General features: G+C 52.1%; 22 protein-coding genes. 15 read left to right on the forward strand and 7 right to left on the reverse strand.

Annotated features, from left to right (window positions below; all coding sequences use genetic code 11):
- The first annotated feature begins 120 nt into the window (after positions 1-120).
- Positions 121-1,020 (forward strand): 23S rRNA pseudouridine(2605) synthase RluB, encoded by a 900-nt coding sequence (gene rluB, locus ACP3TC_RS09495; protein WP_313852172.1) that lies wholly within the window; start codon positions 121-123, stop codon positions 1,018-1,020.
- A 51-nt stretch (positions 1,021-1,071) separates the two neighbouring features.
- Here the strand turns inward: rluB and cobO are convergent, their stop codons facing one another.
- Positions 1,072-1,665 carry a cob(I)yrinic acid a,c-diamide adenosyltransferase gene (gene cobO / locus ACP3TC_RS09500; protein WP_313852171.1) on the reverse strand — a complete coding sequence of 198 codons (594 nt, stop codon included), beginning with the start codon at positions 1,663-1,665 and terminating at the stop codon, positions 1,072-1,074.
- Complete coding sequence (locus tag ACP3TC_RS09505; RefSeq protein ID WP_426818080.1) at positions 1,665-2,426, reverse strand: YciK family oxidoreductase; 762 nt, start codon at positions 2,424-2,426, stop codon at positions 1,665-1,667. Before ACP3TC_RS09505 ends, cobO begins: the two co-directional genes overlap by 1 nt.
- Before the next feature lie 213 nt (positions 2,427-2,639).
- On the opposite strand from ACP3TC_RS09505, the gene sohB reads away from it, so the two are divergent.
- A complete protein-coding gene (gene sohB, locus ACP3TC_RS09510; RefSeq protein WP_313852169.1) occupies positions 2,640-3,689 on the forward strand; it encodes a protease SohB in 1,050 nt (349 codons plus the stop codon).
- 27 nt (positions 3,690-3,716) lie between these two features.
- Here sohB and ACP3TC_RS09515 read toward each other — a convergent pair whose 3' ends face one another.
- Complete coding sequence (locus ACP3TC_RS09515; RefSeq protein WP_313852168.1) at positions 3,717-3,968, reverse strand: DUF2498 family protein; 252 nt, start codon at positions 3,966-3,968, stop codon at positions 3,717-3,719.
- Between the two features lie 407 nt (positions 3,969-4,375).
- Between ACP3TC_RS09515 and topA the strand changes: the two genes are divergently transcribed.
- From topA to ACP3TC_RS09545, 6 genes are all read left to right on the forward strand, one after another.
- Positions 4,376-6,979 carry a type I DNA topoisomerase gene (gene topA, locus ACP3TC_RS09520; protein ID WP_313852167.1) on the forward strand — a complete coding sequence of 868 codons (2,604 nt, stop codon included), beginning with the start codon at positions 4,376-4,378 and terminating at the stop codon, positions 6,977-6,979.
- A 240-nt stretch (positions 6,980-7,219) separates the two neighbouring features.
- Positions 7,220-8,194: an HTH-type transcriptional regulator CysB gene (cysB, locus tag ACP3TC_RS09525; RefSeq protein ID WP_313852166.1), complete on the forward strand. Its 975-nt coding sequence runs from the start codon at positions 7,220-7,222 to the stop codon at positions 8,192-8,194.
- 501 nt (positions 8,195-8,695) lie between these two features.
- Positions 8,696-8,845, forward strand: coding sequence for a YmiA family putative membrane protein (locus tag ACP3TC_RS09530; protein ID WP_313852165.1), 150 nt, complete (start codon positions 8,696-8,698; stop codon positions 8,843-8,845).
- An 11-nt stretch (positions 8,846-8,856) separates the two neighbouring features.
- Entirely contained in the window at positions 8,857-9,024 is a 168-nt protein-coding gene (locus ACP3TC_RS09535; protein WP_426818081.1) for an AraC family transcriptional regulator, read from the forward strand.
- Between the two features lie 477 nt (positions 9,025-9,501).
- Entirely contained in the window at positions 9,502-12,180 is a 2,679-nt protein-coding gene (gene acnA / locus ACP3TC_RS09540; RefSeq protein WP_426818082.1) for an aconitate hydratase AcnA, read from the forward strand.
- Positions 12,181-12,350: 170 nt separating this feature from the next.
- Positions 12,351-13,436: an RHS repeat-associated core domain-containing protein gene (locus tag ACP3TC_RS09545; protein WP_426818083.1), complete on the forward strand. Its 1,086-nt coding sequence runs from the start codon at positions 12,351-12,353 to the stop codon at positions 13,434-13,436.
- Between the two features lie 96 nt (positions 13,437-13,532).
- On the opposite strand, the gene ribA is transcribed toward ACP3TC_RS09545, so the two are convergent.
- Positions 13,533-14,126, reverse strand: coding sequence for a GTP cyclohydrolase II (ribA, locus tag ACP3TC_RS09550; protein ID WP_313852161.1), 594 nt, complete (start codon positions 14,124-14,126; stop codon positions 13,533-13,535).
- Positions 14,127-14,335: 209 nt separating this feature from the next.
- Between ribA and pgpB the strand changes: the two genes are divergently transcribed.
- From pgpB to yciH, 5 genes are all read left to right on the forward strand, one after another.
- On the forward strand, positions 14,336-15,106 hold the full coding sequence (pgpB, locus tag ACP3TC_RS09555) for a phosphatidylglycerophosphatase B (RefSeq protein ID WP_313852160.1): 771 nt from the start codon (positions 14,336-14,338) through the stop codon (positions 15,104-15,106).
- A gap of 151 nt (positions 15,107-15,257) precedes the next feature.
- Entirely contained in the window at positions 15,258-15,566 is a 309-nt protein-coding gene (locus ACP3TC_RS09560) for a LapA family protein (RefSeq protein ID WP_313852159.1), read from the forward strand.
- A 6-nt stretch (positions 15,567-15,572) separates the two neighbouring features.
- Positions 15,573-16,742 carry a lipopolysaccharide assembly protein LapB gene (lapB, locus tag ACP3TC_RS09565; RefSeq protein WP_313852157.1) on the forward strand — a complete coding sequence of 390 codons (1,170 nt, stop codon included), beginning with the start codon at positions 15,573-15,575 and terminating at the stop codon, positions 16,740-16,742.
- A 248-nt stretch (positions 16,743-16,990) separates the two neighbouring features.
- Positions 16,991-17,713 (forward strand): orotidine-5'-phosphate decarboxylase, encoded by a 723-nt coding sequence (gene pyrF / locus ACP3TC_RS09570; protein WP_426818084.1) that lies wholly within the window; start codon positions 16,991-16,993, stop codon positions 17,711-17,713.
- Positions 17,710-18,036 carry a stress response translation initiation inhibitor YciH gene (gene yciH / locus ACP3TC_RS09575; RefSeq protein ID WP_313852155.1) on the forward strand — a complete coding sequence of 109 codons (327 nt, stop codon included), beginning with the start codon at positions 17,710-17,712 and terminating at the stop codon, positions 18,034-18,036. The genes pyrF and yciH overlap by 4 nt, the downstream gene beginning before the upstream one ends.
- Before the next feature lie 114 nt (positions 18,037-18,150).
- On the opposite strand, the gene osmB is transcribed toward yciH, so the two are convergent.
- Positions 18,151-18,369: an osmotically-inducible lipoprotein OsmB gene (gene osmB, locus ACP3TC_RS09580; protein WP_313857734.1), complete on the reverse strand. Its 219-nt coding sequence runs from the start codon at positions 18,367-18,369 to the stop codon at positions 18,151-18,153.
- Positions 18,370-18,804: 435 nt separating this feature from the next.
- Here osmB and araD point away from each other — a divergent pair, with 435 nt between their 5' ends.
- The gene (gene araD / locus ACP3TC_RS09585; protein WP_313857732.1) at positions 18,805-19,503 is read left to right on the forward strand and encodes an L-ribulose-5-phosphate 4-epimerase; all 699 of its coding nucleotides are present in this window, start codon (positions 18,805-18,807) and stop codon (positions 19,501-19,503) included.
- A 278-nt stretch (positions 19,504-19,781) separates the two neighbouring features.
- Positions 19,782-20,648: a crotonase/enoyl-CoA hydratase family protein gene (locus ACP3TC_RS09590; protein ID WP_313852154.1), complete on the forward strand. Its 867-nt coding sequence runs from the start codon at positions 19,782-19,784 to the stop codon at positions 20,646-20,648.
- On the opposite strand, the gene pdeR is transcribed toward ACP3TC_RS09590, so the two are convergent.
- Positions 20,649-22,634, reverse strand: a complete 1,986-nt coding sequence (gene pdeR / locus ACP3TC_RS09595) for a cyclic di-GMP phosphodiesterase (protein ID WP_313852153.1) — start codon at positions 22,632-22,634, stop codon at positions 20,649-20,651.
- Between the two features lie 312 nt (positions 22,635-22,946).
- The gene (locus ACP3TC_RS09600) at positions 22,947-23,102 is read right to left on the reverse strand and encodes a hypothetical protein (protein WP_313852152.1); all 156 of its coding nucleotides are present in this window, start codon (positions 23,100-23,102) and stop codon (positions 22,947-22,949) included.
- Between the last annotated feature and the right edge of the window lie 696 nt (positions 23,103-23,798).

A 23,798-nucleotide genomic window follows, 5' to 3' on the forward strand; every position in this document is an offset into this window, starting at 1 on the left:
AAAGACGTTGAGTATTAACACGCTGTTTTTATTATATTTGCAGTCTAAAGCGTACCACTCTGTCAGGGCCGAATTGACTATCATCCATGACGCCTGGGAAGGCGACAGTGAGGCTGCTCTATGAGCGAGAAGTTACAGAAAGTTTTGGCGCGTGCCGGTCACGGTTCACGTCGTGAAATCGAAACCATGATCTCTGCGGGACGTGTCAGCGTCGATGGTAAGCTGGCAACACTTGGCGACCGTGTTGAGCTTGATAAAACCCTTAAAATTCGTATTGACGGTCATGTTGTCTCTATTAATGAGTCAGCGACCGAAGTTTGCCGTGTGCTGGCGTATTACAAGCCGGAAGGTGAGCTTTGCACCCGTAACGACCCGGAAGGGCGTCCAACGGTATTTGATCGCCTGCCTAAGTTGCGCGGAGCGCGCTGGATTGCGGTAGGACGTCTTGACGTTAATACCTGCGGTCTGCTGCTGTTTACCACCGACGGTGAGCTGGCGAATCGCCTGATGCACCCGAGCCAGGAAGTTGAGCGTGAATACGCAGTGCGCGTTTTTGGCCAGATTGATGAAGATAAAATTCGTCAGCTGAGCCGTGGCGTGCAGCTGGAAGATGGCCCTGCGGCATTTAAAACCATCAAGTTTGCTGGTGGCGAAGGGATTAACCAGTGGTACAACGTCACGTTAACTGAAGGACGTAACCGTGAGGTGCGTCGTCTGTGGGAAGCGGTGGGTGTGCAGGTGAGTCGACTGATTCGCGTGCGTTACGGCGATATTAATCTGCCAAAAGGTTTACCGCGTGGCGGCTGGACCGAGCTGGATCTGCAACCGACTAACTACCTGCGTGAGCTGGTGGGTCTGAAACCAGAAACCGTCAGCAAAGTGCCGGTGGAGAAAGATCGCCGTCGTACTAAGGCGAATCAGATTCGTCGTGCGGTCAAGCGTCATAGCCAGGTGAGCACCACCACTAATCGCCGTTCATCAGCGAAAGCGGCGAAGCCTGCCAGCCGTCGTCGTCCTTAGAACGCGATTGTATTAACGGGGCAGCATGCTCGCTGCTCCGCTAACTTACCTCTACCAGTCAATTCCTTGCTGAGCCTGAATACCCGCGTCAAAGGCGTGTTTAACGGGTCGCATTTCGCTGACGGTATCCGCCAGTTCAATAATCTCACGATGACAGCCGCGTCCGGTAACGATCACGCTTTGATGCGCGGGCCGCTGTTGCAGCGCTTCCAGTACCTCAGTTAACGGCAAATAGTCGAAACTCACCATATACGTCAGCTCGTCGAGGATCACTAAATCCAGCGCCGGATCCTGCAACATTCTTTTGCCATGCTGCCATACCTGTAAACAGGCGGCGGTGTCGGTCTCGCGGTTTTGCGTATCCCAGGTAAACCCGGTCGACATCACCTGAAACTCCACGCCATGCGGCTCCAGCAGATTGCGTTCACCGTTCGGCCATTCGCCTTTAATAAACTGGATAACGCCAACCCGCTTCTGATGGCCTACCGCGCGAGTCGCGGTGCCAAATGCGGCGGTGGTTTTGCCTTTACCATTGCCGGTAAACACCATCAAAATGCCGCGGGATTCTGTCGCCGCCGCCACGCGTGCATCAACCTGATCTTTCAGGCGTTGCTGACGTTGTTTATGGCGATCGTCTGCAGCCATTATTCTGCGGCTCCGGCTTTGCGACCCGGCTGCGCGTCGTAGGTCATACCGGTTTTGCGACGGCTGTCATCGCCCATCAACCACAGGTAGAGCGGCATAATATCCGCTGGCGTTTTTAATTTATTGGCATTCTCTTCTGGGAACGCGCTGGCGCGCATTTTCGTGCGGGTGCCGCCCGGATTGATGCAGTTAACGCGTAAATGGCGGCTGTCATATTCGTCAGCCAACACCTGCATCATGCCCTCGGTGGCGAATTTTGAGACTGCATATGCTCCCCAGCCTGAACGACCGGTGCGACCGACGCTGGAACTGGTGAATACCAGCGAGCTGCCGTCAGATTTCAGCAGCAGTGGCAGCAAGGCCTGAGTGAGGAAGAAAGTCGCATCGACATTAACCCGCATCACCTGTTGCCAGACTTCCGGCTGTTGTTCGGTCATCGGCACGATATCGCCCAGCAGCCCGGCGTTATGCAGCACGCCATCGAGGCGCGGATAGTGCTGGCTGATAGTCCCGGCCAGTTGCTGACAGCTTTCCGGCGTGGCGCTGTCGAGATCCAGTGTAAACCAGCGCGCCGGTTTCTTGCCCAACGCGCTGATTTCATCACTGACCGATTGCAGTTTCTGCGCATTACGCCCCAGCAGCAGCACTTCGGCGCCGTAACGGGCATAGGTCAGAGCAGCTTCCCGGCCAATGCCGTCGCTGGCGCCGGTGACCAGAATGATTCGATCGGTTAGCAGATCGCTTTTAGGTTGATAGTGCACAGCGTGGTCCTCAGGCGATGTAAGTGGCGCGCCGCATCAGGATAGCAGCAGGCGGCGCGTACTGAATAACTGCTTTATGCCTGAAAAAGCCGGTGAATTCAATGTAACAGCAGCGCAATTTGGTGACGTTGCGCGCGAATCAGGCGACGAACCGCATTGAGTCAGCTAAAATAGTCCTTTGGCCCTAATGCTATGTAAATCAAGGCGGATTGAGTGGAACTACTCTCTTATTATGGACTTTTTTTAGCCAAAACCGTGACGGTTGTGGTCGCTATCGCGGCGATCGGCATCATTATCGTTAACCTGGCTCAGCGTAAGCGCGCGCAAAGTGGTCAGCTGAAGGTCACTCATCTTGGCGATCAGTATCGCGAGATGAAGGAAGACATGACGCTGGCAAAGATGAAACATCACGATCAGAAACTGTGGCAAAAGGCGCAGAAGAAAAAAGAGAAACTGGAAGCGAAAGCCGCGAAGCAGCGCGCGAAGCAGGGACTGAAAAGCGAAAGCAGCAAGTCGACGCTGTGGGTGCTTGATTTTAAAGGCAGTATGGATGCCGGGGAAGTCGCGTCGCTGCGCGAAGAGATTTCGGCAGTGATGGCGGTAGCCAGCGCCGGTGACGAAGTGTTGTTGCGGCTGGAAAGCCCGGGCGGGGTGGTGCACGGTTATGGTCTGGCATCTTCTCAACTGCAACGTTTGCGTCAGCAGGGCATTCGCCTGACGGTGGCGGTGGATAAAGTGGCGGCCAGCGGTGGCTACATGATGGCCTGCGTCGCCGATCGTATCGTCGCTGCACCGTTTTCGATTATCGGATCGATCGGCGTGGTGGCTCAGATCCCTAACTTTAATCGTCTGCTAAAGCGTAATGATATTGATGTCGAACTGCATACCGCCGGTGAATACAAACGCACGCTGACGCTGTTTGGCGAAAACACCGAGCAGGGGCGGGAAAAATTCCGTGAAGATCTCAATGAAACCCATCTGCTGTTTAAGCAATTTGTTCATGAGATGCGCCCAACGCTGGATATCGATCGGGTGGCGACCGGTGAGCACTGGTTTGGTAGCCAGGCACTGGAAAAAGGTCTGATCGACGGCATTGGCACCAGCGATGACCTGATTATCGCGCAGATGGATCAGTTTGAAGTCATCGCCGTGCGCTATGCGCGCCGTAAGCGCATGATGGATCGCTTCACCAGCAGCGCGGCGGCCAGTACCGAGCGGCTGCTGCTGAAGTTATGGCAGCGGGGCGAGAAGCCGCTGCTGTAAGCCCGCGAAGGCCCGGTTTTCCGGGCCTTATGATTTCAGGTGGTACTGTGATGAAAGCTGCTGGGCTAGAAATTTAAATACGTTAAATACCGTCGTGCTTTTGCTGGTCGGCAGGCCTTGCTGATCAAGAAAATATTCGCCGCGAAACACCAAAATATCGCCGTTTTGTTCAACGTCGGTTGCCTGAAGACCCGTAAAATAATCCTGATGTTCCACAATCAACGCATTGGCTATTTCCAGTAATGGCTCACGTTCAATCGGTTGGGTGTTTTCGTACATATTTTGCACTCCTTTTTACAAATAGCGATTTCCTTCTATATTACTTGCCAGCAATGCAGAACCGCAAACTCGCGGCAAGATTTTTGCTGCCGGTGAACATTCTTCTCTGGCTGGCGGAAAATTGTCGGAGATGCTAATTAAGTTGCGTAACAGATTTTATCAGGTACAGTGTGGGCGTTTCAGGTTCCGAGCGTAAAAAAGGGCTAATCGGCGAACCTGCAGACGCGAAATTTTTTGTAAATAATCTCCTTAATCAGCATGTTGGCAGTATGTTTATTGGGCTGATTACCGGTGAGCAGAGCAGGGTTGAAAACGCTAAACCCCGCTGCAATATCATTATCGCGCTGTAAAAGTTATCGATAAGCGCCGTCACTACATTCGGAAGTTTTCATTAGGTAAAGGTAAATATGGGTAAAGCTCTCGTAATAGTTGAGTCCCCGGCAAAGGCCAAAACAATCAATAAATATCTCGGTAATGACTACGTGGTTAAGTCCAGCGTGGGTCATATACGCGATTTGCCGACCAGTGGTTCAACAGTTAAAAAGAGCGCTGACTCTACAACCAGTAAAGCTGCTCCCAAGAAAAAGGTTAAAAAAGACGAAAAAGCGGCTCTGGTGAGTCGTATGGGCGTCGATCCTTATCATGGTTGGGAAGCCAATTATCAGATTTTGCCCGGTAAAGAGAAAGTGGTCGCCGAGCTGAAGTCGCTCGCTGAAAATGCTGACCACATCTATCTCGCAACCGACCTTGACCGCGAAGGGGAAGCCATTGCCTGGCACCTGCGGGAAGTGATCGGTGGCGATGAATCACGCTACAGCCGCGTGGTATTTAACGAAATTACCAAGAATGCGATTCGCCAGGCGTTTGAGAAGCCGGGTGAACTGAATATCGACCGGGTTAACGCTCAGCAGGCGCGTCGTTTTATGGACCGCGTGGTGGGCTATATGGTTTCTCCGCTGCTGTGGAAGAAAATTGCGCGCGGACTCTCTGCGGGTCGCGTTCAGTCGGTTGCGGTGCGTCTGGTGGTCGAGCGCGAACGCGAAATTAAAGCGTTTGTGCCAGAAGAGTACTGGGAGCTGGCTGCCGACCTGACCACGCCAAAAGGCAGCGATCTGCCGATGCAGGTCACGCATCAGGGCGATAAGCCTTTCCGTCCGGTCAACGGCGAGCAGACGCAAGCGGCGGTAAGCCTGCTGGAGAAAGCGCGCTATGTGGTGGCCGATCGTGAAGATAAGCCAACCAGCAGCAAACCTGGCGCTCCGTATATTACGTCAACGCTGCAACAGGCCGCGAGCACCCGTCTGGGCTTCGGCGTGAAGAAAACCATGATGATGGCCCAGCGTCTGTATGAAGCCGGTCATATCACTTACATGCGTACTGACTCCACCAACCTGAGTCAGGATGCGGTCAGCATGGTGCGCGGTTTTATTGAAAGCAGCTTTGGCGCGAAATATCTGCCGAAAGATGCCAATACCTACGCCAGCAAAGACAATTCACAGGAAGCGCACGAAGCGATTCGTCCTTCAGACGTCAGCGTGCAGGCCGATCATCTGAAAGATATGGAAGCCGATGCGCAGAAGCTGTATCAGCTGATCTGGCGTCAGTTTGTCGCCTGTCAGATGATGCCAGCGCAGTACGACTCCACCACGCTGACGGTTGAAGCCGCTGATTTCAAACTGAAAGCGAAAGGCCGTACTCTGCGTTTTGACGGCTGGACAAAAGTGATGCCGGCGCTGCGTAAGGGCGATGAAGATCGTACGCTGCCACCGGTTAATGTCGGTGATGAACTGAGCCTGCAGCAACTGTTGCCAAGCCAGCACTTTACCAAGCCGCCAGCCCGTTTCAGCGAAGCATCGCTGGTGCGTGAACTGGAAAAACGTGGCATTGGCCGTCCGTCTACCTATGCATCGATTATTTCGACCATTCAGGATCGTGGTTATGTGCGGGTGGAAAGCCGCCGTTTCTATGCTGAAAAAATGGGTGAAATCGTCACCGACCGCTTAGAAGCCAACTTCCGTGAGCTGATGAATTACGATTTCACCGCGCATATGGAAAGCAGCCTCGACGAAGTGGCGAATAATCAGGCGCAGTGGAAAGGCGTGCTGGACAAGTTCTTTGGTGAGTTTACCGAGCAGCTGGAGCAGGCAGAAAAAGATCCTGAAGAGGGCGGCATGCAGCCGAACCAGATGGTGCTGACTTCCATCGACTGCCCAACCTGTAGCCGTGCAATGGGCATTCGTACCGCCAGCACCGGCGTGTTCCTCGGTTGTTCTGGCTATGCTTTACCGCCGAAAGAGCGCTGTAAGCAGACCATTAACCTGATTCCGGAAAATGAAGTTCTTAATGTTCTGGAAGGGGATGATGCGGAAACCAATGCGCTGCGTGCCCGTCGTCGCTGCCAGAAATGTGGCACCGCCATGGACAGTTATCTGATCGATCCGCAGCGTAAACTGCACGTTTGTGGTAACAACCCAGGCTGTGATGGGTACGAGATCGAGCAGGGTGAATTCCGCATTAAGGGTTATGACGGCCCGATTGTTGAGTGTGAGAAATGTGGTTCTGAAATGCACCTGAAAATGGGACGTTTCGGTAAATACATGGCCTGTACTAACGACGACTGTAAAAATACCCGCAAAATTTTGCGCAATGGCGATGTGGCACCACCAAAAGAAGACCCGGTACCCTTGCCAGAACTGCCTTGCGAGAAGTCCGACGCGTATTTTGTACTGCGTGATGGTGCTGCCGGGGTATTCCTTGCCGCTAACACTTTCCCTAAATCGCGGGAAACGCGTGCGCCGCTGGTTGAAGAGCTGAAACGCTTTAAAGACCGCCTGCCAGAAAAGTTAAGTTATCTGGCTGATGCGCCGGTTGCGGACGACGACGGTAACAAAACCGTGGTGCGTTTTAGCCGCAAAACCAAGCAGCAGTATGTCAGCTCAGAAAAAGAGGGCAAAGCCACCGGTTGGTCCGCTTTCTTTGTTGACGGCAAATGGCAGGTCACCAAAAAGTAACTGCCGATACGGGCGGCACGTTTGTCGCCCGTTTAATCATTTCAATCAGCATAATCCCACCGCCTTATATCTAAACGCTATACATATTTCTTTAAAATGATATAGTTGTTATAGAAACAGTTTTTATCAATTCTCACTGCATTAAACCGTAAACCTCAGCGATTCCACCGCCTGAACACTCCTGCCGCGGTCTTCGCCGGTATTCGGCGTGTTGCTACAAACCTGGATGGAATCGAACTAATGAAATTGCAGCAGCTGCGTTACATCGTTGAAGTGGTTAACCATAACCTGAACGTTTCTTCAACGGCAGAAGGGCTTTACACCTCACAGCCGGGCATCAGTAAGCAGGTCAGAATGCTGGAGGATGAGCTGGGGATTCAGATCTTTGCCCGCAGTGGCAAGCATCTGACTCAGGTGACGCCAGCGGGTGAGGAGATTATCCGCATCGCCCGTGAAGTGTTGTCGAAAGTTGACGCGATTAAATCCGTTGCCGGTGAACACACCTGGCCGGATAAAGGCTCACTGTATGTTGCCACTACCCATACTCAGGCGCGATATGCTTTGCCGGGAGTGATTAAAGGCTTTATTGAGCGCTATCCACGCGTCTCACTGCATATGCATCAGGGCTCGCCAACGCAAATTGCAGAAGCGGTATCAAAGGGCAACGCCGATTTTGCTATCGCCACCGAAGCCCTGCATCTGTATGACGATTTGATTATGCTGCCTTGCTATCACTGGAATCGCGCCATTGTTGTGACGCCCGATCATCCTTTAGCCGGAAAAAGTAAAGTTTCTATCGAGGAGCTGGCTGAGTATCCACTGGTTACCTATACCTTTGGCTTTACCGGACGTTCAGAGCTGGACACCGCGTTTAATCGCGCAGGCCTGACGCCACGTATCGTCTTTACCGCCACCGATGCAGATGTGATTAAAACCTATGTGCGTCTGGGGCTTGGCGTTGGGGTGATAGCCAGTATGGCGGTGGACCCGGTCTCCGATCCTGATCTGGTGCGCATTGAAGCGACGGATATCTTTACCTTCAGCACCACCAAAATTGGATTCCGCCGAAGCACCTTCCTGCGTAGCTATATGTATGATTTCATTCAACGTTTTGCGCCACACTTAACGCGTGACGTGGTGGATGCTGCGGTGGCGTTGCGGTCAAATGAAGACATCGAAGCGATGTTTAAAGACATTAAGCTGCCAGCAAAATAATCTGGTGATTATTTATTAATCTAAAATCAGGTCGCGAAAGCGGCCTTTTTTATAAGCCGCGTATAACCGGCAGCAGATATGATAAAAAGTTGTGGCGCTTTTTTACATTAATGAAACATGTATCACATGTTTATCTTTTGTTATTGCCTAAATGCGAAACAGAACACATTTCTAACTGGCCGACTTTGCACGTAGCCAGGACTATTCTCATACTCCAGTTAATGCCAGATAACACCAGCCGTTCGGCAAGGTGTTAAGCGGGAATGTTATTAAAAAATCGAAAGGTAACTGGAGTTTTTATAAACTTATTTGAGTTAATGTATTATTAATATTTACAAACTGAGTGTGTTTCAGCCGTGAGCTTTAAATGTTTTGATAAAGCGCACCAATCGCTGCATACAGTAAAAACCGCTGGATTTTGCGACGCAATGTGTTTAGGATTCGTCTTAAAATCTTGATTGGTGTTAACAATCGTTCTGTTGAGAGTGATTATCAAAAACTATGGCGACGAAATTTACAGTACAGCCCTTAACAGGGGAGAAAACTGCCAGACATCAGCGTCGCGGCCTTACTCGCCGTGCTTCATGGTTGGCTGTGTTTGCCGTATCAGCGCTGTTTTGGGTTGGTGTTGCAGGATTAATTTTTAGCTAGGGGGTTTTGATATGATGGAACAGACGCGTGGCGTTAAAGCTCAGCAACTGAGCAAGATAAAATCCGGTTGCTGTAAGACCAGTAAACAGAGCCATCAGCAGGCGATACCTGCATCCTGGAATCTGAGTGAACTGCAGCGTGACTTTATCGAATCAATGTTTGATAAAAACAAAGAATAGCCTTTGCAGTATGTTTTTTGACCCATGCTGCGGGCGCTATCAGTATATAAGTCCCGAACCCCAGGCGACTCTGCTTTGTCAGGCCGGGTAACTTAATGCTCTGATGATTACATCATTTCAAACGGTAAAATCAATTCGACCGCAGGCGATTTGATTTAAGTAGTACGTATGATTGGCCGGTTAGCGGTCTGAGCGAGTTAATAATGAATATTGCACCGATTTCATGGATAACCACCTGTGCTTTTTCAATGGCGATCTGGGCCAGTGTTGCATGGGTAATAATGCATTAAAAATGCATTAATGTTTAAAAAACGCCTCATTGATGAATATCAGTGGGGCGTTTTTGTTTTTAAACCTGTTACTGATATTGTCATTTTGTGTTGTTATCAAAACGTTAACTCCCGTTTGTACTATCTTTAACACTAACCTTGTTATCAGCCGGGTTATTGTTTGAAGCAAAATAAAAAAGGAGGAGTCATGTCGTTAACTTTACGCGAAATCAGCCAGGACACACTGGAAGTGAATGGTCAGCAGTACCAATATTTTAGTCTTCCTCTTGCCGCGCAACAGCTCGGTGATATCTCCCGATTACCTAAGTCTATGAAAGTTTTGCTGGAAAACATGCTGCGCTGGCAGGATGGCGACTCAGTGACCGCCGAAGATATTCAGGCGCTGGCCGGCTGGCTGAAAAATGCCCATGCCGATCGCGAAATCGCTTATCGACCCGCACGCGTTCTGATGCAGGACTTTACCGGCGTGCCGGCAGTGGTCGATCTGGCCGCGATGCGCGAGGCAGTAAAACGTCTGGGTGGTGATGTGGCTAAAGTGAATCCACTGTCTCCGGTTGATCTGGTGATTGACCACTCGGTGACGGTCGATCGCTTTGGCGATGATGATGCGTTCGAAGAGAATGTGCGGCTGGAAATGGAGCGTAATCACGAGCGCTACGTCTTCCTGCGCTGGGGTCAGAAAGCCTTTAATAAATTTAGCGTGGTGCCACCCGGTACCGGCATCTGTCATCAGGTCAATCTCGAATATCTCGGTAAGGCCGTCTGGCACGAACAGCAAAACGGTCATGAAGTCGCTTATCCCGACACGCTGGTCGGCACCGACTCCCACACGACCATGATTAATGCACTCGGCGTACTGGGCTGGGGAGTTGGCGGTATTGAAGCGGAAGCGGCGATGCTTGGGCAACCGGTCTCGATGCTGATCCCTGACGTTGTCGGTTTTAAACTGAGCGGCAAGCTGCGTGCCGGTATTACCGCAACCGACCTGGTGCTGACGGTCACCCAGATGCTGCGCAAGCATGGTGTGGTTGGGAAATTTGTCGAGTTTTACGGTGACGGTCTGGATGATTTGCCGCTGGCGGACCGTGCCACTATTGCCAATATGGCGCCGGAATATGGGGCGACCTGTGGCTTTTTCCCGATTGATGATATTACCCTCGGCTACATGACGCTGACCGGTCGCAGTAGCGAGCAGGTGGCGTTAACCGAAGCCTATGCCAAACAGCAGGGTCTGTGGCGTAACCCCGGTGACGAGCCGGTGTTTACCAGTTCCCTTGCGCTGGATATGGCGACGGTCGAGGCCAGCCTGGCGGGGCCGAAGCGCCCGCAGGATCGGGTTGCGCTTGGCGATGTCCCGCGTGCGTTCCAGCAGAGCAACGAGCTGGAAGTCAATCAGACGCTGAAACCGCATAAAGCCATTCGCTACAACGATAAAGGCCAGCAGCGTGAACTTACAGATGGCGCGGTGGTTATCGCTGCCATCACCTCCTGCACCAATACTTCGAACCCCAGCGTCCTGATGGCAGCTGGCCTGCTGGCGAAAAAAGCCGTAGAGCTGGGGCTTGATCGGCAGCCGTGGGTGAAAGCGTCGTTGGCACCGGGATCGAAAGTTGTCTCTGACTATCTGGCGGTGGCTCGCTTAACCCCGTATCTGGATAAACTGGGTTTTAACCTGGTCGGCTACGGTTGTACCACCTGTATTGGTAACTCAGGGCCGTTACCGGAAGCAATAGAAAACGCAATCAAGCAGGGCGATCTGACGGTGGGTGCGGTGCTGTCGGGTAACCGTAACTTTGAAGGACGTATTCATCCCTACGTGAAAACTAACTGGCTGGCATCACCGCCGCTGGTGGTGGCTTATGCATTGGCCGGGAATATGAATATTAATCTGCAAACCGATCCGTTGGGCCATGATAAAACCGGTAAACCGGTGTTTCTGAAAGATATCTGGCCAAGCCCGGAAGAGATTGCTGAAGCGGTGCAGCAAGTATCGACCGATATGTTTAATAAAGAGTATGCCGAAGTATTTGAAGGCACGCCGGAGTGGCAGCAAATTAAGGTCAGCGAGGCGGCGACCTATGACTGGGATCAGGGATCAACCTATATCCGTCTCTCTCCGTTCTTTGATGATATGGAAAAACAACCGGCCCCGGTAAAAGACATCAAAGGCGCGCGGATCCTGGCAATGCTCGGTGACTCGGTGACGACTGACCATATTTCTCCGGCGGGCAGTATCAAAGCGGAAAGTCCGGCTGGCCGCTATTTACTGCAACACGGCGTTGAGCGCGGCGATTTTAACTCCTACGGTTCGCGTCGTGGTAACCACGAAGTGATGATGCGTGGCACCTTTGCCAATATTCGTATTCGTAACGAAATGGTGCCGGGTGTTGAGGGTGGGGTAACTCGCCATATCCCCAGCAATCAGCAGCTGGATATTTATGATGCCGCGATGCTTTATCAACAGGAAGGCGTGCCGTTAGCGATTGTCGCCGGTAAAGAGTACGGTTCTGGCTCCAGTCGTGACTGGGCAGCGAAGGGGCCTCGCCTGCAAGGCGTGCGCGTGGTTATCGCCGAGTCATTTGAACGTATCCACCGTTCGAACCTGATCGGCATGGGGATTTTGCCGCTTGAGTTTCCACAGGGAGTCACGCGTAAAACCCTGAATCTGACCGGCGACGAGCAGATTGATGTGGAAAACCTGACGCAACTGCAGGCCGGTGGTGAAGTGAAAGTCACGCTGACGCGCGTCGATGGCTCTCAGGAGATCTTAAATACTCGTTGCCGTATTGATACCGGTAATGAACTGACCTATTACCGTAACGACGGCATTCTGCATTATGTGATTCGTAATATGCTGCGCGATTAAATTCCGCTGACGATCATCCGGTTAAAGCCCGCTTCACTGTAGCGGGCTTTTTTTATCTGCCATGTTTCACACTGTGGCCGCTGTCAGCCGGTGATAAGTGTGATTTGTTTCTGATGGCGCTTCTGCGCTGTAGTGGCTGCTGAACTTAATTGTTATCAGGGAAAGCAGTGATGAATCAGCAACTACTGAGTTTTACCGGCCTGCGGCGCGATGCGCTAAGCGGGGCTTATCATCCGGGTAACGGCTATCGTGCTTATTATCCGCCGCTAATGCGCTTTAGCTGTCCGGACAGTATCAGTCCGTTCGGTGCCGGGGGTATTAACGGCTACAGCTTTTGTATTGGCGATCCGATAAACCGGGTCGATCCGTCCGGCCACTTCAGCTGGCAGGTTGGGTTGGGGATAGGACTGAGTCTTCTGGGCATGCTTGCGGCGATCTGGACCGGAGGTGCTTCGCTGGTGGCGGCCGGAAACCTCAGCAGCGCGCTGGAGTCTGTGGCGGTGATGCCGTTGTTAACCGGTGCGGCCAATGCACTGGCGGATATCAGCGGGCTGGGCAGTGCGCTGACGCAAATTCCTCATCCACAGCTTTCGACAGCGCTCGGGTGGCTCGCGTTTGCCGCCGGAGTGCTCGCCATTGGGGCCGGACTTAGCGTGGCGGGTTACCGGAAATTATCCGCAGTCACTGACGGGCTGCGTCGGCGGCTGGGTGCTCTTCGCCATATTGGACTGAGCGGTGGCGCAGAGGCTGCGGGTCGCGAAATGGCATCAGCAGGGCAGGTGTTAACCGGTGAACAGCGAATGGCACTGATCGGCGATCCGACAAAAATGACGCATGACATTCATCAGCTCAATAGTAACCAGATAATCTCCATAAATAATCAGCGCGGTTTTAACAGCCGACTGAATGCCGAGTACCATCCAGACCAATGGATTATCTGGTCCATGGAACGAGATCCCGATGAGCGTTTTTTTATGAGTGACCTGGTGAAATATCAGTATCACCGTATTGCCCGTCAGCAGGGTTTTTACGGCATTATGCCTGACAGGATTGAGCAACGCCTGGTTATCAATCCGCAGACCAGAATTCTGGCGGACAATGCAGAGGGCGAGGAGCTGAAAGCGATTTTTCTGACGCAAACGCCAAATGGAAAACTAATACAGCGACTGGCGGAGAGTTTTGGTTTTAGCGTGACGCATATTGAGAAACGGGGAAATGCAGTGGATTACATTGCCCATATTGATAACGGACTTTAACCGCTGCGATACAGCTGAAAGGATGATTTTGAAGCAGGCTACTCTGCTTTGGCGTGGCGCGCAATCTATAAGCCGGATTTCTCCGGCTGTTGATGCTTATTCTTTCGGCAGCAAATGGCCCATTTTGGCCGCTTTGGTGTCGAGATAGTGGGCGTTGTTTGGATTACGCCCAACCACCAGCGGTACGCGCTCAACGATATTGATGCCCGCTTCGCTAAGAATCTCCACTTTACGCGGATTATTGGTCAGCAGGCGGACTTCATTGATGCCGAGAAGTTTGAACATATCGGCGCACAGTGTGAAGTCGCGTTCGTCAGCGGCGAAGCCCAACTGATGGTTAGCTTCTACCGTATCGTAGCCTTTATCCTGTAACGCATAAGCGCGGATTTTATTTAGCAGGCCGATATTGCGCCCTTCCTGACGATGATAAAGCAGTACGCCACGACCTTCTTCGGCAATGGTATTCAGCGCCGCTTCCAGCTGAAAGCCGCAATCGCAGCGCAGGCTAAATAGCGCGTCGCCGGTCAGGCATTCAGAGTGAACACGTGCAAGAACTGGATCATTACAGGTAATATCGCCAAATACCAATGCCAGATGATCGTGCCCGGTTGCCAATTCTTCAAAACCAACCATGAGGAAGTCTCCCCATGGCGTTGGCAGTTTGGCTTCTGCCACCCGTTTAAGCTGCATGTGACTCTCCGCAAACATCGCCTCAGATCCGTGTGTCACTGGCGGATCTGGCAAAATGATTCATAAAAACCCGACTATTTTGCCATAATTGTCAGGCTCATTCTCTGAATTGCGCTAATTTAAATGCACAAAGGCACGATAAGCAACCTGATAGTTAGCTTGTTAATTTTATGTAATAAATTATGCATAATGCTGCACAAGGAAGAACTATGTTAGATATCGCCAAGCGTACCGCTATTGGTGCGCTGTTGTTAATGATTATGCCGCTGGCGGTGTGGATTTCAGGCTGGCAGTGGCAACCGGGAGCCAGTGGATGGTGGCTACGGGCGCTGTTCTGGGTGACCGAAACCGTGACCAGTCCATGGGGCATTCTGACCAGCACTCTGCTTTGTGGCTGGTTTTTATGGTGTCTGCGCTTTCGCCCAAAGCCTGCCGTCTTTCTGTTAGCTATTATGATAGCCGCTATTCTGGTAGGCCAGTATACCAAGTCGTTTATCAAACAGCAGGTGCAGGAACCTCGTCCTTATGTGCTGTGGTTAGAGAAAACCCACGGCGTTAATGAGCAGGAGTTTTATGCACTTAAACATAAAGAGCGGGGTAATAAGGTGACCGGGCTTCTGGAAAATGACACTGAGCTGCCGCCGTGGTTAAAAAAACACTGGGCTTTTGAAACCGGTTTTGCATTTCCTTCTGGCCATACTATGTTTGCTGCCAGCTGGGCGTTACTGGGGGTTGGATTATTATGGCCGCGTCGCCATGTCAAAACCGTGTTGCTGCTAATGGTATGGGCCAGTGGTGTGATGGGCAGCCGGCTGCTGCTGGGGATGCACTGGCCACGAGATTTAGTGGTGGCAACGTTGATCAGCTGGTTACTGGTGACGCTCGCCTGCTGGCTGGCGCAACGCATTTGTGGGCCGCTGACTATCCCGCCGCAGGAGCAGCGTGAGATAGCTCAGCGTGAAGATGCCGCCGGTAATTGAAAAAGGCTCATTGCGCCCCCATAACCATTCAATAGAGTGTGGGGCCGGGGGCTTATTCCTGCAGGACCGGATGTTTTAACTGTTAACATGCAGCATCCGCTCGAATTTTTTGGCATAATTCTTTGGTTAACACCAAATTACGGGACAAAACGTGAAATATTTGCTGATTTTTTTACTGGTTTTGGTGATTTTTGTCATCTCGGTGACGCTGGGTGCACATAACGATCAGGTCGTATCATTTAACTACCTGCTGGCGGCGGGCGAGTACCGAATTTCCACCCTGCTGGCCACACTGTTTGCGGTTGGTTTTTTACTCGGCTGGGCGATTTGCGGTCTGTTCTGGCTGCGTGTGCGCGTTGCACTGGCAAATTCCCAACGCAAGCTCAAACGCCTTCAGCAGCAGCTGGGCGAGGCAGATGCAGCGGTGACAACGTCACGCGTTCCTGCCGTCAAGGAATAACCACTCATGCTTGAATTGCTGTTTCTGTTACTGCCCGTTGCTGCCGCCTATGGTTGGTACATGGGGCGCAGGAGTGCGCAACAGGATAAGCAACAGGAAGCGAGCCGTCTGTCCCGAGACTACGTTACAGGCGTTAACTTCCTGCTTTCAAACCAACAGGACAAGGCGGTCGATCTGTTCCTCGATATGTTGAAAGAGGACAGCGGTACGGTGGAAGCACACCTGACGCTCGGCAACCTGTTTCGTTCGCGCGGCGAAGTGGATCGCGCCATCCGCATTCACCAGTCGTTGATGGAGAGCGCTTCGCTGACCTACGATCAGCGCCTGCTGGCTATTCAGCAGCTCGGTCGTGATTATATGGTTGCCGGTATGTATGACCGTGCGGAAGATATGTTTGGTCAGCTGATTGATGAGACCGACTTCCGCGTGGGTGCGCTGCAACAGCTGTTGCTGATCCATCAGGCTACCAGCGACTGGCAGAAAGCGATTGAGGTGGCCGAGCGGCTGGTGAAACTGGGTAAAGACCGTCAAAAGATGGAAATTGCCCACTTTTACTGTGAACTGGCGCTGCAGGCGATGGCCAGTGACGATCTCGACCGCGCGATGAGTCTGCTGCACAAAGCTGAGGCGGCGGATCGCCAGAGCGCCAGGGTGTCGATCATGATGGGGCGCATTCTGATGGCGCAGGGGGAAAATGCCAAAGCGGTTAATCATCTCCAGCGGGTGATTGAGCAGGATAAAGAGCTGGTCAGTGAAACGCTGGAAATGCTGGAAACCTGTTATCAGCGGTTGAATCAGCCGCAGGCCTGGACGGATTACCTGAAACGCTGCGTTGAAGAGAACACGGGCGCTGCGGCTGAACTCTATCTGTCGGATATTCTGGAGCGGCAGGAGGGCGCAGAGGTGGCGCAGGTGTATATTAACCGGCAATTGCAGCGCCATCCGACCATGCGCGTCTTTCACCGCCTGATGGATTTCCACCTGCACGAGGCGGAAGACGGCAGGGCGAAAGACAGCCTGATGGTGCTGCGGGATATGGTTGGCGAGCAAATTCGTACCAAGCCGCGATATCGCTGCCATAAATGTGGTTTTACCGCTCATGCGCTTTACTGGCACTGTCCTTCGTGCCGCGCCTGGTCGTCGGTGAAGCCGATTCGTGGATTGGACGGCCAGTAAACAGAGATTCCCGGCAGCGGGAATTTTTTGTTGCCGGCTTTAGTTACAACATACTATGAATCATATTGTTTATCACGGTGCGCATTTTAGCCACCGGGCTGATATGCGGTCTGGCAGGGGCGAGAGGGTTTTTCCCTGCTCTGCGATTTACTACCAGCTTGCGCTGTAAACCTGGGCGCGGCGCAGGTAGAATGCTTGCCGTTTATCCATTGCGCCATGCTGGTGCTACACCGTCAGAGGGTTTTCTCATGTCATCACCTCAAACTGTAAACGACTCGCCGATTCTGGTGGCGCTGGATTATGCCGATCGCCAACGCGCAATGGCCTTTGTCGACCGCATCGATCCGCAATCGTGCCGCCTGAAAATTGGCAAAGAGATGTTTACGCTGTTTGGTCCGCAGCTGGTGCGCGACCTACAACAGCGCGGCTTTGAAATCTTCCTCGATCTTAAATTTCACGATATTCCTAATACCGCCGCGCATGCGGTGGCTGCTGCTGCCGATCTCGGTGTCTGGATGGTTAACGTCCACGCCAGCGGCGGCAGGCGGATGATGACCGCAGCACGCGAGGCGCTGCTGCCATTTGGTAAAGATGCGCCTTTACTGATTGCGGTTACCGTATTGACCAGCATGGAAGCCGAAGATCTGCGTGATATCGGTATCGATCTCTCTCCGGCAGAGCATGCTGAGCGGCTGGCGCGCCTGACCAACGACTGTGGTCTTGATGGCGTGGTCTGTTCCGCTCATGAAGCGAAGCGGTTAAAAGCGGCCATTGGCCAGAATTTCAAGCTGGTCACGCCGGGCATTCGCCCGGCAGGCAGCGCCGCAGGCGATCAGCGTCGGATTATGACGCCGCCAGAAGCGCAGCGCGCGGGCGTTGACTATATGGTGATTGGTCGTCCTATTACGCAGTCTGACGACCCGGCGCAAGCGCTGCAAAATATTTTGGCATCGCTGAAGGAGCCATCATGAACGACGACAACAGCCGTTTAGTCTACTCAACCGACAGTGGCCGTATTGAACAGCCCAAAGAAAAGGTGCAGCGTCCCAAAGGTGACGGCGTGGTACGTATTCAGCGGCAGACCAGCGGGCGCAAAGGCAAAGGTGTTTGCCTGATTACCGGCATTGAGCTGGATGATGCTGAGCTGTCCAGACTGACGGCCGAACTTAAGAAGAAATGCGGCTGCGGTGGCGCAGTCAAAGAGGGCGTGATTGAGATTCAGGGTGATAAACGCGACCTGCTTAAAAGCTTGCTGGAAGCAAAGGGCATGAAAGTTAAGCTGGCTGGCGGTTAATCAGACTGGCGCTCAGGAAAAATTCAAAAGAAAAGGCCGCGAGATTCGCGGCCTTTTTTGTTATCAGATGCGCTGCGTTAAGCCAGAACAGTTTCTTATAATGGTTAGTAAAAACTACTTGCTGATCTGATGACCAATGATACCGCCAACGGCAGCGCCACCAACGGTACCTAAACCGCTGCCGTTCGTCAGAACAGAACCGCCGATTGCACCGGCACCGGCACCAATAGCAGTATTACGGTCGCGTTTAGACCAGTTTGAACAGCCACTTAAAGACAGCACTAAAGTGGCAGCCAGCATTGCGGCGGTAATACGTTTAGCATTAATTGACATCATGACATCTCCTTAATTTTTTCTCACAGAGAATACCCATTTAGTATAGTTGGTGATCTCTGCATACAGGTCCACTTGCTGCTAATTTATGACGTTTTACTTCTGTTCCATGCCGTAAGCGTCAAAACGTCGGGCTCTTCTTCCATGATATTCAGTCTTACAGCACTCCAGTGCTCTGGTAAGTCACTGTTGGCAGCAGTGGAGTGCAATTGCGGCTGAAGGAAGATAGAAAGGGGGCTAACTATCACTTCATAAGCTATTGCATGTAAATATTGTATCTGGCTGTACATCATCTGGCAGGGTAAAAATTCTCAATTTCCAGCAGATAATCACGGGTTCAGCAACTTTCTGCCGTTGATACAGCAGTCCGCTCCATAGCCAGCTGCGCAAGGCACGCTGAAAATAGTGCTAAAGCCGTCAATGGAGAGCTATGCGATGCTGGAACAACTTAAACAACAGGTGCTGGAAGCCAATCTGGCATTACCACGCTACGGGCTGGTGACCTTCACCTGGGGTAACGTCAGCGCCATTGATCGCGAAAGCGGGCTGATGGTGATTAAACCCTCCGGCGTCAGCTATGCACTGATGACGGTCGACGATATGGTGGTGGTGGAGCTTGAAAGCGGTAAGGTCGTTGAGGGGAGCAAGCGCCCGTCATCTGATACTGACACGCACCGCGCACTGTATCTTGCCTGGCCGCAAATTGGCGGCATCGTTCATACCCACTCGCGCCATGCTACCATTTGGGCGCAGGCTGGCAGGGACATCCCGGCGTGGGGGACTACCCATGCGGATGATTTTTACGGCAATATCCCCTGTAGCCGCAAAATGCTGCAAGCAGAAATCGTTGATCGCTACGAATGGCAGACGGGACAGGTGATTGTTGAAACCTTGCGCCAGCGGGATATCAGTCCGCTGGAAATACCGGCGGTGCTGGTCAACTCGCATGGCCCCTTTGCCTGGGGAAAAACCGCTGATGACGCGGTACACAGTGCGGTAGTGCTGGAAGAAGTCGCCTATATGGCCATTTTCAGTCAACAGTTGGCGCCTGAATTACCGCAGATGCAGCAAGATTTACTCGATAAACATTACCTGCGTAAGCATGGCGCTAATGCCTGGTACGGTCAGAAATAAGTGTTAGCTGCCGGGCGGCATTGTCGCCGCTCAGGTGGTTTCCAAATCTGCAACAATACTCTGATGCTGTATTTACTTTGTCTTCAACGGAAATCAGCAGATTGAAAAACGATATTTTCAGCTTCTAAACTGCAACCCTACTTATATTTTTCTGGATCGCCAGCTTGCGAGAGAAAAAATTATTTTTATGTTGAAAATCAGTCTTTAATTTAGCACTGACTGACTCTGGATTACGCTGAGGATGCGTATAACGCATTCAATAATCCGAGGATCAAACAATGTCAGTAATTAATCAACCTACCTGCAGATTGTTCACCGAAGCCGGTCACACGACTCAGCTTGCTGCCTATTATGAGGAAGAGCGGCGCACCCTATGGATGTTGCTGAAGGCGGAACCGCGCCCATGTTTTAACCATCCACTGATTGAAGAGATTATGAATCTGAGCTATGCCGCGCAGAATTCCGGTTTAGTCATCGATTTTTGGGTAACCGGTTCGCTGGTGCCCTCGATGTTTAATACCGGCGGCGACTTAAGCTTCTTTGTTGAGTCGATTAAGGGGGGGCGTCGAGAGGCGCTGCGCGCTTATGCCCGCGCCTGCGTCGACTGCGTCCATGCAGCGGCAAAAGGCTTTGGTACTGGTGCGGTCAGTATTGCGATGATTGAAGGCAGTGCACTCGGGGGTGGTTTCGAAGCGGCGCTGGCGCATCATTTTATCCTGGCGCAAAACAACGCGCGGATGGGTTTCCCAGAAATCGCTTTTAATCTGTTCCCGGGAATGGGGGGATATTCACTGGTCGCTCGCCGCGCCGGGATGAGGCTGGCCGAGGAGCTGATCTGTGAAGGGGAGTCGCACACCGCAGAGTGGTTTGAACAGCGCGGACTGACCGATCGTCTGTTTCAGCCAGGAGAGGCTTATCGTACCACCCGCACCTTTATCGATAGTTTAAAACCTAAGCTGAATGGAGTGAGGGCAATGCTGAAAGCACGTCAGCGGGTATTACAGCTGACGCGGGCTGAACTGATGGATATCACTGAGGACTGGGTCGATTTTGCTTTTACGCTGGAGCCAAAAGATCTGGCTTATATGGAGCGACTGGTACAGCTGCAAAACCGCCACAGCGCGCACCTGCGCAAAGCGGGATAACTATTTTTTAACGTTATGATGTGCAAGCCAGTGCCCGAGTTGTTCTGCGGGCATTGGTTTTGCGTAATAGTAGCCCTGACAGGAATCGACGCCGCTGGCGATAATAAACTGTTCTTCGGCCTTGGTTTCAATGCCTTCAGCAATCACCCGCAATTTCAGCGCTTTGGCTACCGCCACAATCGCGCGCACCAGTGATTGAGACACCAGCTGTTGGTCCACGCCGCGCACAAAGCTTTGATCCAGTTTAATAGCATTTACCGGTATACGTGCCAGCTGTGACAGTGAAGAATAGCCGGTGCCAAAATCGTCCAGATGTACTTCAGCGCCCAGATCCTGAAACTGTTTCATTAGCATCAGCGCCTGCTTTTCGTTATCAATTAAACAGCTCTCGGTCAGTTCGATATCAATCGGGCAGCCCACGATACCGGCCTGCTGCAGCGCCTGTTTCAGATCGCTGTAGATGCTCTGATCGAGCAACTGTCGTGCTGAAACATTGACCGCCACCCGCAGCGTGATCCCTTGTTCGCGCCAGGCAATAATCTGTGCCAGCACCGATAACATCACCCAGCGACCGAGCGGAACGATCAATCCGGACTCTTCAGCGTAGGAAATAAAGTCCTTGGGAGGAATCAGCCCACGTTCGGTTGACTGCCAGCGTACCAGCGCTTCAACCGTGGTGACTTCACCGTTGAGTTCAACCTGCGGCTGATAATGAATGACCAGGTTCTGGTTTTCCAGCGCTTTGCGCAGGTTAGTATCCAGCCATAAATACTCAAATACCCGCTGGTTCATTTCGGCATGAAACAGGCAAAACTTGCCACGACCACGCTCTTTCGCGGTATACATTGCGGTATCAGCATTACGAATCAGGCTTTCACGATCGTCACCGTGCAGTGGAGCAATAGCAATCCCAATTGAGCAGCCGGTATAGACTTCAATCAGACCGATGCGGAACGGCTGCTTCAGTCGTTCAAGAATGCGCGACGACATCGCTTCCAGGGCTGACTGAGTGCTATCTTCGGCCTGAATAACAAACTCATCGCCTCCCAGCCTCGACAGCGTCTGGTTTTTTTCAAGACAGCTGAGGATCGCCAGCGCGACGGCCTGTAAAAGCTGATCGCCAAACATATGGCCGTAGGCGTCATTAACCTTCTTAAAGTTATCGAGATCGAGATAGACCACGCCAAGCTGACTTTCACCGCGCTGTTCCAGCGCCTGGCTTATCTGATGATTGAAGGCATGACGATTCGGCAGGCCAGTAATAGAGTCTGTATTGGCGAGCAGTTGCAGGCGCTCTTGCGCGCGTCGCTCCTCGGTAATATCAGTCCCGGAGCAGATGAGAAATATTTCGTTCTTACCGCTGCCGCTGTGGACAAACTTATTGCGAAACAGAAACAGCCGCTGGCCTTTTTTGGTTTTGATCCAGCGCTCCACTTCATAGGAACTGCCGTCACGAAAAAAACCGCTGATATTGTGGCGCGAAGCGGCGGCTTCCTGCTTGGTCATAAACAGCTGAAACACATTGCGGCCAATCACTTCCTGCTCTTTCAGGCCGGTGTATTCCTCACTTAGCCGGTTAAAGCGCTGAATATTGCCCAGCTTATCCAGAATCACAATTACCGAGTTGGCTTCAGAGACTACCTGCTCGGCGAACGACAGGCCCAGGGTTAGATCGCGTGCCACCGACGAGGTATCGCCCCATGCCGATGCGGTTCCAGTCCAGGTAAACTGATCTTTTTTACGTCCCACCAGATGGAGCGCGACCAGCGTGCCATGCAGCGATATGCTCAGATTAACGCTGGAGGTGATCACCGTCATGCTGCGAATCAGACTGGCCTGTGCCGGAACCAACGCGACGGCAAGATTGATATCCGCCTGTTCATTTTCGGCAAAATTAAGTGCATCGCTGTCTGCAGAAAGATGCCAATGAGGGCTGGTGGTACCAAACAGCGTATACAGCAATGTTTGCCCTTGTTCATCGGTCATGAAAACGTCCTCCGCAATGTGCACTGCAGTCAGTATCTCATTATTTTAGTAAAAGTATTCGGCAACATGCAGCAGCATAAGAAGTAATCATCGCAGATTTTAATCGGCATCATCTTTTCTGCCCGAAACTCAGGTGTAAAGCACTGACGTGCAGAGACAAAAAATCCAATAGTCATGAAAATGGTTAGCGCTGTCATGTTGGCTTAATCGTTTTTTGATCATTTTAGTAGTGAAGGAATAGTTAACAACGCCTACTCTTTTTTCTGCAATTATTACAAGATTGGTTCGCGTCTGAAATTGGCAGATCGCGAGTCACTGACAAGGGCGTAACCACTTATCATGGAAGATAACTGTGAAATTAACTATCCACCAGCAGGATTGTGTATCCGCGCCGGTTCCCGCCGGAATATCTGCCAGCGCTGCGGTGCGCAACACGGTGTTCAGCGTACTGACAAAAATCTCAAACACATCCTTTAATCTGTTATTTGCAATGCCCACGCACGACTATCAGCGCGCGTTTGCTGAAGCAAAGCAATTGCTGGATTTGTCAGAACAGACAGTCAGTGAATTTATTGCCAGTATCAAAAGTCGCTTACAGCAGCCGGAAGCGTTGGCGCTGATGCATCCCGGGGCGGAAACTGAGTCGTTCCATAGTCTGCATCGCTGGTTACCCGCGGTTCCTCAACCGCTGCTCAGCAAACAGCAGTGTGACAAATTAATTTCACTGGCGCTGGGGCAGCCAGCGCAGAGGTTTTCCGGCCTGGAGCGTCGGCTGCCAGCGCTTAATAATTTGTTAGTTGATGAAATTAATCAGGCGGCAGCAAAACGCCTGGCCGGAATTGCCGGAAAAGTCCTGCCTGAGTTATTGCGGCTTAAGGTTGTTAGTGACAATCTGCATCGGCTCCATCCCTTGTTGCCCACCGCCGTCTGGGTAGCTCAGATCCTGTGGAGCCTGCGTCAACAGGGGATACTAAAGGCGCTGGATGGCGAACTCAGAATGCAGTTACATCAGTGGCTCAGCGGATTCGACGCCAGGCTGGCCAGCGCGGACAGCGCCAGACTGGCACTGTCGGATAAAAGCCTTTTTCGCGCAATTGACCATTGGATTGAACAGCGGTTGGGTGATTTGCGCGGCAGTGATGGTTCATTGCCGCTAGTCGAAGC

It is taken from the genome of Winslowiella sp. 2C04, assembly GCF_050037805.1.
Classification (GTDB): Bacteria; Pseudomonadota; Gammaproteobacteria; order Enterobacterales; family Enterobacteriaceae; genus Erwinia; species Erwinia toletana_A.